We start from the raw sequence: 7,638 nt of genomic DNA on the forward strand, positions 1-7,638 counted from the left end.
CTGCTGCATACAGTGAATGCGGAGCATGGTATCGAGTGGGTAGGGACGACGCCCGTTACCAGCTTTGGGATAGACGGGTTCGATGACCCCCAGCATCCTTGGCCATGGGAGCACAGCCTCCATGCGAGCCAAGAATATCTCTTTACGGGTTTTACGGCGTTTGCCATTGAACTCGCAGTCCGCGAAGGTGAGCTGGTGACTCATGCTGAACCTCATCCCTGATGCCAAGTGGGGTTCATGATCTCACATCAAGGACTTGTTCGCACTTTCCCTAAGTCTCAAAAACGGATCGAAAATCAACCTGGATTATAAAAATGTCTTTTTTAACTAGGGTTTATAGACCTTTTCTGGAAGAGGGATGAGAAATGAAACGCAGTATGAAGCTGGAAATAGTGGGTCTGTCGCTGCTTTTGGGCTCTATTGGCACTGCACATGCCAGCCTGGACTCATTGGTGGATACATGTAACTCATGTCATGGAAATCAGGGGATCAGCACCCAGAACGATATTCCGACCATTGCAGGATTGGCAGAATCAAATCTTGCCGAGCAGATGCGAACCTACCTCGACGGCCGGCCGGCCAAGACCGTTAATCATGTCACCGGTGATACCAGCAAAAAGGGGAACATGACCGACATTGTTAAGGGCCTTAGCGACGAGCAGATCGACGAGTTGGCGGCGCACTACGCAGAGTTGCCCTACCAGCCGATGAAGCAGCCGTTCGATGCGGCGCTGGCCAAGGCGGGGCAGAAACTGCACGACGACTCCGGCTGCAAGAAGTGCCACTCCGAAGGCGGCTCGGTGGCGGAAGACGAGGCCTCCATCCTCGCCGGCCAGCCCAAGGGCTACCTGCTGACCTCTCTGCAGGAGTTCAAGGCTGGCAAGCGCAGCAACGACGAGAAGATGAACAAGGCCATCATCGCCATGAGCGATGACGACCTCAAGGCACTGGCAGAGTACTACGCAAGCCAGCAGTAACGTCGCAGCCCCCTCCCGCTGACGCAGCCACCCCGCCGCTGGCGGGGTGTGGTCTCGTGTTCATGACCGTCAAAGGAGCTGTCACCAGCTCCTTTTTGTTGCCAGGCGGGCAGATGGCACCTCCGGTGCCACCGTTTCGGAGTTTCCTATGAAAAAAATCATCAAGTGGCTGCTGCTCGCCTCCCTGAGCCTGGGGATGAGCCAGCTTGCCCTGGCCGCCACGACGGCAAGCGAGGCCACCCCCGCAGCCCAGACCGAGCAGGCAGATCAACCCACCCTGGCCGAAAAGCAGGCCAAGGCGGAAAAGAAGAAGGCGGCCGCCCAAAAGGCCGCGGCCCGTTTTGCCAAGTGCGAGAAGTGCCATGACGGGGCAGAGGGGATGCACGGCAAGCATGGCCAGGTCACCAACCCCAACACGGGGGAGCAGGTCACCTGCACCAACTGCCACGGCAATGCGTCGGCCGATCACCGTAAACAGCGCGGCGGCATCGTCGATGTGATGCGTTTTGGCGACGACGCCTTCCCGCTGAGCCAGCAGAACGGCGTCTGCATGAGCTGCCATGAGCCGGACGATTTGCGCAAGGCCCTCTGGGCCCACGACGTGCACGCCACCCGGATCAGCTGTACCAGCTGTCACCAGCTGTCACCAGCTGCACCCGGCCAAGGAGCCCATGGTGGGGATCCCCGAGAAGTCGCGCATCAAGCTGTGCGTCGACTGCCACCGCAAGCAGCACGAGGCCGGCCTCGGCGGCGCCGTCAAGGAGGGCTCATGAGCACGACCCGCCGCGACTTCATGGTGGGCATGAGCGCCGGCGCCCTGATCCTGCTGACGGGGGCCCCGCGCGCCCTGGCCAACAGCATGACCATCAAGGGCGTGCGCTACGGCATGATCCACGACGAGACGGCCTGCATCGGCTGTACCGCCTGCATGGACGCCTGCCGCGAGGTGAACCAGGTGCCGGCAGGGGTGGCCCGCCTGCAGATCCTGCGCAGCGGCCCGGTGGGGGAGTATCCGGCGCAGGAGTACCGCTTCTTTCGCAAATCCTGCCAGCACTGCGACAACGCCCCCTGCGTGCACGTCTGCCCGACCGGTGCCTCCCACATCCGGGCGGAGGATGGCATCGTTGACATCAATCCCGACCTCTGTGTCGGCTGTCGCTACTGCCTGGCCGCCTGCCCCTATCAGGTGCGCTTCATCAACCCGGTCACCCGGATTGCCGACAAGTGCGACTTCTGCCGCAAGACCAATCTGGCGGCGGGCAAGCAACCCGCCTGTGTGGAAGCCTGTCCGACCAAGGCGCTGGTGTTCGGCAATCTGGACGATCCAAGCAGTCCCATCGCCAGACGGCTGGTGCAGGAGACCACCTATCGCTACAAGCAGTTCCTCGGTACCTCGCCCAAGATGTACCGGGTGCCGAAAGGGGAGGTGAAGTCATGATCCCGTCTCATCCGTATGACGCAGACCGGCTGACAGGAGGGAAGCACCATGTGGCATGATGCGTTTCACTTCGACTCGCTGGTGTGGGATGGCCCCATCGCCATCTACCTGTTCCTGCTCGGTATCTCGGCCGGCTCGGCCACCCTCTCGGTGCTGCTGCGCCGCCAGGGGGCAGGCAGCGAGAGCGGCATCATCAAGGCGACCGCCATTCTGGCGCCGGTGAGCGTCGTGTTGGGGCTGCTTATCCTCATCTTCCACCTGGCCCGCCCCTGGACCTTCTGGAAGCTGATGTTCCACTACCAGTTCGACTCCGTGATGTCGATGGGGGTCATGCTGTTTCAGGTCTACATGGCGGTGCTGTTCGCCTGGCTGGCGGTGGTGTTTCGGGCCGAGATCGAGGCCCTGCGCCGGCGCCTGCTGGCCGACAAGTTCGCCTTTGTGGATGGGGTGATCGGCTGGCTCACCCGCCTCGAGCGGCTGCTGGCGCCGCTGTTGTTGCTGCTTGCCGTGCTGCTCGGGGCCTACACCGGCTTTCTGCTGTCGGCGCTCAAGACCTACCCCATGCTCAACAACCCGATCCTGCCGGCGCTGTTTCTGGTCTCCGGCATCAGCTCGGGGGTGGCCTCCACCATCTTGCTGGCGGTCACCCTGTTTCGGGAGGATGGCCACAGCCAGGGGGTGAGCTTCGTGCACCGCTTCGAGCGGCCCATCGTCGCCATCGAGCTGTTCCTGCTGCTCTGCTTCTTCACCGGCCTCTACTTTGGTGGCGGCCAGCGGGAAGCGGCCATGTGGGCGGCCATCGGCGGCGGCTTCTGGTCCCAGGTGTTCTGGTTCGGGGTCATCGGGCTGGGGATCCTGCTGCCCCAGCTGCTGGGGCTGGTGGGCAGTCCGGCCAAGGCCCATCAACCGGCCCGGCTGGCACTTATCTGCAGCCTGAGCCTGGTGGGGATATTGCTGCTGCGCTACTTCATCCTCTACGCGGGGCAGATGACGGTGATGTAGCTGGTGTGTAGCCGCTGCGCAGGCAAATCACAGGCAAACAAAAGGCGGGATCTTCCCGCCTTTTTTATTGCCGCCAGCCGGCCAATTCAGATCAGCGCCCGCTGCTCGAGGCGCTGCTCGCCGGGGCGGCAGATCAGCACCGAACCCTGCTCGAACCAGTCCCCCAGGACGATGCGCCTGGCAGGCGCGCCGTCGAGGCTGAAGTCGTGGATGGCCGGTCTGTGGGTGTGGCCGTGGATCATCATCCGGCAGTCGTGCTGGCGCAGCATCTCGTCTACCGCCGCCGGCGTCACGTCCATGATGGTCTGGCTCTTGTGGGCATTTTCCATCTGGCTCTGGCCGCGCATCTTGTGGGCGATGGCCTGGCGGCGCGCGAGCGGCAGGCGCAGGAACAGCCAGCGCAGCCATTTGAGCTGGGTGATGCGGCGAAACTTCTGGTAGCCCTCATCCAGAGTGCAGAGCAGATCGCCGTGGCTCAGCACCACCCGCTCGCCGTAGAGCTCGATGACGCAGGGATCCCCCAGCAGGGTCATGCCGGCGCGCTTGGCAAAGGCCTGGCCCAGCAAGAAGTCGCGGTTGCCGTGAATGAAGTAGAGGGGCACCCCCTGCTGGCTCAGGGCCGCAAAGGCGTCGGCCACCTCGCCGTGGAGGGGATTGGGATCATCGTCGCCAATCCAGAATTCAAACAGATCGCCCAGGACGTAGAGGGCATCGGCGCCGGGGGCGTCGTGCGCCAGAAAGCGCACCAGGGCGGCGGTCATGTCGGGCCGTTGGGCACACAGGTGAATGTCGCTGATAAAGAGGGTGCTCATGAGAAAGTGCGCTGGGCCCTGTTGAGGTGGCTGGAAGTGGAGGTAGAAAGGGAGCCCGTCGCCTTCGGCTGCCACGCCAGCGGGGCCAGCTCGCCGCCCTCCAGGGTGAGCAGCGCGGCATACGGGTCGCCGGCAAGGCCCAGCAAGTGGCACATGGCCGCCTCCCCTTTGAGCCCTTCCTCGAGGCGCAGGCGCAGCACCTCGTGATAAAAAGCAGCGCCGAACTGCTCAAGCAGCGCGGCCATCAGGCTGAGGTGGCGCCAGCCGTTGAGGCGCTCGAGGGGATCCGGGGTGAGGTAGAGCTCAAGGGGCCAAGGGTGGCCATCGGCGCCGGTGACGGTCTGCTCGGCGAGCCAGATGTCAGCGCCCTTTTGCGCAACCCGCCAGCCTTGTGCCGCCAGCGCTGCGGCAAACGTGGCCGGGTCCGGATGCTGGCAGACGATGTCGAGATCGCTGCCGGGGCGGTCGAGCCCGATGGCGACCGAGCTCACCAGCGCCAGGTCGCTGCACTGCGCTGCCAGCTTATCCCACACCCCGGCCGTGAGCAGGGCATGGGCCGAGCGTTGGCGCGGGTTGCCGTGGGCCAGGTAGTCGAGACGGCGCCAGTCGATGGGGCCGGCCTTCACAGATGGAAAAACTGCGGCCGGGGCCGCAGTCAGTTCATCTCGCAGAAGGCAGAGATCACTCGGCAAGGGTCACCTTGGTGATCACGACGTCTTCGGTCGGCACGTCCTGGTGGATGCGGCCGTAGTTGCCGGTCTTGACGCCCTTGATCTTGTTGACCACGTCCATGCCGGCGGTCACTTCACCGAACACGCAGTAGCCAAAACCCTGGGTGGTGGCGGATTTGAAGTCGAGGAAGTCGTTGTTGTTCACGTTGATGAAGAACTGGGCGCTGGCAGAGTGCGGCTCCATGGTGCGGGCCATGGCGATGGTGCCGACCTTGTTGGACAGGCCGTTGGCCGCTTCGTTCTTGATGGGGGCGCGGGTGTCTTTCTCTTCGAAGCCAGGGGCATAGCCGCCGCCCTGGATCATGAAGCCGTCGATGACGCGGTGGAAGATGGTGTTGTCGTAGTGACCGTCACGGCAGTATTGCAGGAAGTTGGCCACGGTTTCCGGGGCTTTTTCAGCGTTAAGGGTGAGGGTGATGTCGCCGTGATTGGTGTGCAGAGTGACCATGATATGTCCTTTCATTTGATGCGGGCGACCAGGTGCCCGCAGGTGTATGGCATAAAGTGGTGGCAATTCTAGCCCATCAGGGCCCTGCGGCATAGATGGTGCGCCTGATCCGGCACGTTTTCTGCCTCGTTTTCTACGCGCGATGCGGGTAGAATGGCAGGCCATTTTACTCACAGGCAGTGGTCATAAGATGCTGAAGATATACAACACACTCACTCGTCAAAAAGAAGAATTCAAACCTATCCACCCGGGCAAGGTGGGCATGTATGTGTGTGGCGTCACTATCTACGATCACTGTCATATCGGCCACGGCCGCACCTTCGTCGCCTTCGACGTGGTGGCCCGTTACCTGCGCTACAGCGGCTATCAGCTCAACTACGTGCGCAACGTCACCGACGTGGACGACAAGATCATCAAGCGCGCCGCCGAAACCGGCGTCACCTGTGACGATCTGACCGAACGCCTGATCGGCGACATGCACGCCGACTTCGATGCCCTCGGCATGGTGCGCCCCGACGTCGAGCCGCGCGCCACCCAGCACATCGGCGAGATCATCGAGCTGGTGCAATCCCTGCTGGATAAAGAGCACGCCTACGTGGCCGACAACGGCGATGTCATGTTCATCGTCGACTCCTACGCCGACTACGGCAAACTCTCCGGCCAGGATCTGGAGCAGCTGCAGGCCGGCGCCCGCGTTGACGTGGTGGATGTCAAGCGCAACCCCCTCGACTTCGTGCTGTGGAAGATGTCCAAGCCGGGCGAGCCGACCTGGGAAAGCCCCTGGGGCCCGGGTCGTCCTGGTTGGCACATCGAGTGCTCCGCCATGAACTCCAAGCACCTTGGCAACCACTTCGACATCCATGGCGGCGGCTCCGATCTGCAGTTCCCGCACCACGAGAACGAGATCGCCCAGTCCTGCTGCGCCCACGGTGGCGACTACGTCAACACCTGGATGCACAGCGGCATGGTGATGGTGGATAAAGAGAAGATGTCCAAATCCCTTGGCAACTTCTTCACCATCCGGGACGTGCTGGCCCACTATGACGCCGAAACCGTCCGTTACTTCCTGATGTCTGGCCACTACCGCAGCCAGCTCAACTACTCGGAAGACAACCTCAAGCAAGCCCGCGCCGCCCTGGAGCGCATGTACACCGCCCTGCGCGATCTGCCGGCGGCGGCGGCCGCCGGTGGTGACGAGCAGGTGGCGCGCTTCAAGGAAGCGATGGACGACGACTTCAACACCCCGGAAGCCTACTCCGCCCTGTTCGATCTGGTGCGCGAGATCAACCGCCAGAAGGGTGAAGACATGGCCGTTGCTGCCGCGCTGGGTGCCCGTCTGCGCGAGCTGGGCGCCGTGCTCGGCATCCTGCAGCAGGATCCGGAGGCTTTCCTCAAGGGTGACGAAGCGGATGAAGAGGTCGCCGAGATCGAGCGTCTGATTGCCGAGCGCAATCAGGCCCGTGCCGACAAGAACTGGGCTGCAGCGGATGCCGCTAGAGCCCGTCTCACCGAGATGGGTATCGTGCTGGAAGACAGCGCTGGCAAGACCAGCTGGCGCCGTGCCTAAGACCGGTGGCCCTGTTGGTGCCTGATGCCAACGGGTTGAGCCAATAAAAAAACCGCAGCCCTTGGGCTGCGGTTTTTTTTGTGGCCTGCCGAAACCTCAGCATCTTTCGGTCTGATCCCCTCGCCCCTTGGGGGAGAGGGCAAGGGTGAGGGGAGCTAACGTCATTCCTCGGCTGAATGTCGTCCCACGCCTTAATGGCATTGTTTCGCCATGCAGGATCAGCTCCCCTCTCCCCTTGCGGGAGAGGGTTAGGGGGCTAACGTCATTCCTCGGCTGAATGTTGTCCCACGGCTTAATGGCATGGCTTCGCCATGCAGGACGCGAGGGCACTGCCCTCGAAGAGGTTTCGCCACCGCTACGCGGCTTGGCGAGTGACTTTGGAAAGACCCAAAGTCACCAAAGGTCTTCTCCCCCGGCAAACCGCCCGCTTCGCGGGTTCCCTCCTCTCGTCCAACGGGTCGGACGGAGCGCCGTAGACGGCACATCCCTGTGCCGGCTGCGGCTGCGCCATCATCCCTGATGGCGCTCCTGACCCGTTGAACTCGACTCGGGCGGTTGCAGGGGGAACCAATACCGGTGCCCGCCTGTGATGTCAGATGATCACTAGAGTTGTACAGAAAGCGCTTATTTTATTTCTCCTGTCTATGTATTATGGCGCTGGCG

General features: G+C 62.5%; 7 protein-coding genes and 2 pseudogenes. 5 read left to right on the top strand and 4 right to left on the bottom strand.

Going from position 1 to position 7,638, the window contains the following annotated elements:
- Positions 1–204: pseudogene (locus CAK78_RS06260) on the bottom strand (IS5/IS1182 family transposase); the annotation flags it as partial.
- Positions 205–365: 161 nt separating this feature from the next.
- Here CAK78_RS06260 and pdsA point away from each other — a divergent pair.
- The 4 genes and pseudogenes from pdsA to netD all read left to right on the top strand — a co-directional run bounded on the left by pdsA (position 366) and on the right by netD (position 3,417).
- Complete coding sequence (gene pdsA / locus CAK78_RS06265) at positions 366–977, top strand: periplasmic diheme shuttle PdsA (RefSeq protein ID WP_094696722.1); 612 nt, start codon at positions 366–368, stop codon at positions 975–977.
- Positions 978–1,125: 148 nt separating this feature from the next.
- Positions 1,126–1,750 (top strand): annotated as a pseudogene (gene nrfB / locus CAK78_RS06270) (cytochrome c nitrite reductase pentaheme subunit).
- Complete coding sequence (gene netC / locus CAK78_RS06275) at positions 1,747–2,415, top strand: Nrf-like electron transfer protein NetC (protein ID WP_094696723.1); 669 nt, start codon at positions 1,747–1,749, stop codon at positions 2,413–2,415. Before nrfB ends, netC begins: the two are co-directional and overlap by 4 nt.
- A gap of 48 nt (positions 2,416–2,463) precedes the next feature.
- Entirely contained in the window at positions 2,464–3,417 is a 954-nt protein-coding gene (gene netD / locus CAK78_RS06280; protein WP_094696724.1) for an Nrf-like electron transfer protein NetD, read from the top strand.
- An 86-nt stretch (positions 3,418–3,503) separates the two neighbouring features.
- Here netD and lpxH read toward each other — a convergent pair whose 3' ends face one another.
- The 3 genes from lpxH to CAK78_RS06295 are packed head-to-tail and all read right to left on the bottom strand — an operon-like array spanning position 3,504 to position 5,408.
- Positions 3,504–4,229 (bottom strand): UDP-2,3-diacylglucosamine diphosphatase, encoded by a 726-nt coding sequence (lpxH, locus tag CAK78_RS06285; RefSeq protein WP_094696725.1) that lies wholly within the window; start codon positions 4,227–4,229, stop codon positions 3,504–3,506.
- A complete protein-coding gene (locus tag CAK78_RS06290; protein ID WP_094696726.1) occupies positions 4,226–4,921 on the bottom strand; it encodes a DUF4269 domain-containing protein in 696 nt (231 codons plus the stop codon). Before CAK78_RS06290 ends, lpxH begins: the two co-directional genes overlap by 4 nt.
- On the bottom strand, positions 4,911–5,408 hold the full coding sequence (locus tag CAK78_RS06295; RefSeq protein WP_005302674.1) for a peptidylprolyl isomerase: 498 nt from the start codon (positions 5,406–5,408) through the stop codon (positions 4,911–4,913). Before CAK78_RS06295 ends, CAK78_RS06290 begins: the two co-directional genes overlap by 11 nt.
- A 190-nt stretch (positions 5,409–5,598) precedes the next feature.
- Here CAK78_RS06295 and cysS point away from each other — a divergent pair, with 190 nt between their 5' ends.
- Positions 5,599–6,975, top strand: a complete 1,377-nt coding sequence (gene cysS / locus CAK78_RS06300; RefSeq protein ID WP_094696727.1) for a cysteine--tRNA ligase — start codon at positions 5,599–5,601, stop codon at positions 6,973–6,975.
- Positions 6,976–7,638: the final 663 nt, after the last annotated feature.

This window comes from Aeromonas sp. A35_P (assembly GCF_002259925.1).
Taxonomy (GTDB): domain Bacteria; phylum Pseudomonadota; class Gammaproteobacteria; order Enterobacterales; family Aeromonadaceae; genus Aeromonas; species Aeromonas dhakensis.

What these genes read in the sequence shown, in the direction of transcription:
- netD (WP_094696724.1), top strand. Translation starts at nt 2,464, where the DNA reads ATGTGGCATGATGCGTTTCACTTCGACTCGCTGGTGTGGGATGGCCCC.
- pdsA (WP_094696722.1), top strand. Translation starts at nt 366, where the DNA reads ATGAAACGCAGTATGAAGCTGGAAATAGTGGGTCTGTCGCTGCTTTTG.
- CAK78_RS06295 (WP_005302674.1), bottom strand. Translation starts at nt 5,408, where the DNA reads ATGGTCACTCTGCACACCAATCACGGCGACATCACCCTCACCCTTAAC.
- cysS (WP_094696727.1), top strand. Translation starts at nt 5,599, where the DNA reads ATGCTGAAGATATACAACACACTCACTCGTCAAAAAGAAGAATTCAAA.
- netC (WP_094696723.1), top strand. Translation starts at nt 1,747, where the DNA reads ATGAGCACGACCCGCCGCGACTTCATGGTGGGCATGAGCGCCGGCGCC.
- lpxH (WP_094696725.1), bottom strand. Translation starts at nt 4,229, where the DNA reads ATGAGCACCCTCTTTATCAGCGACATTCACCTGTGTGCCCAACGGCCC.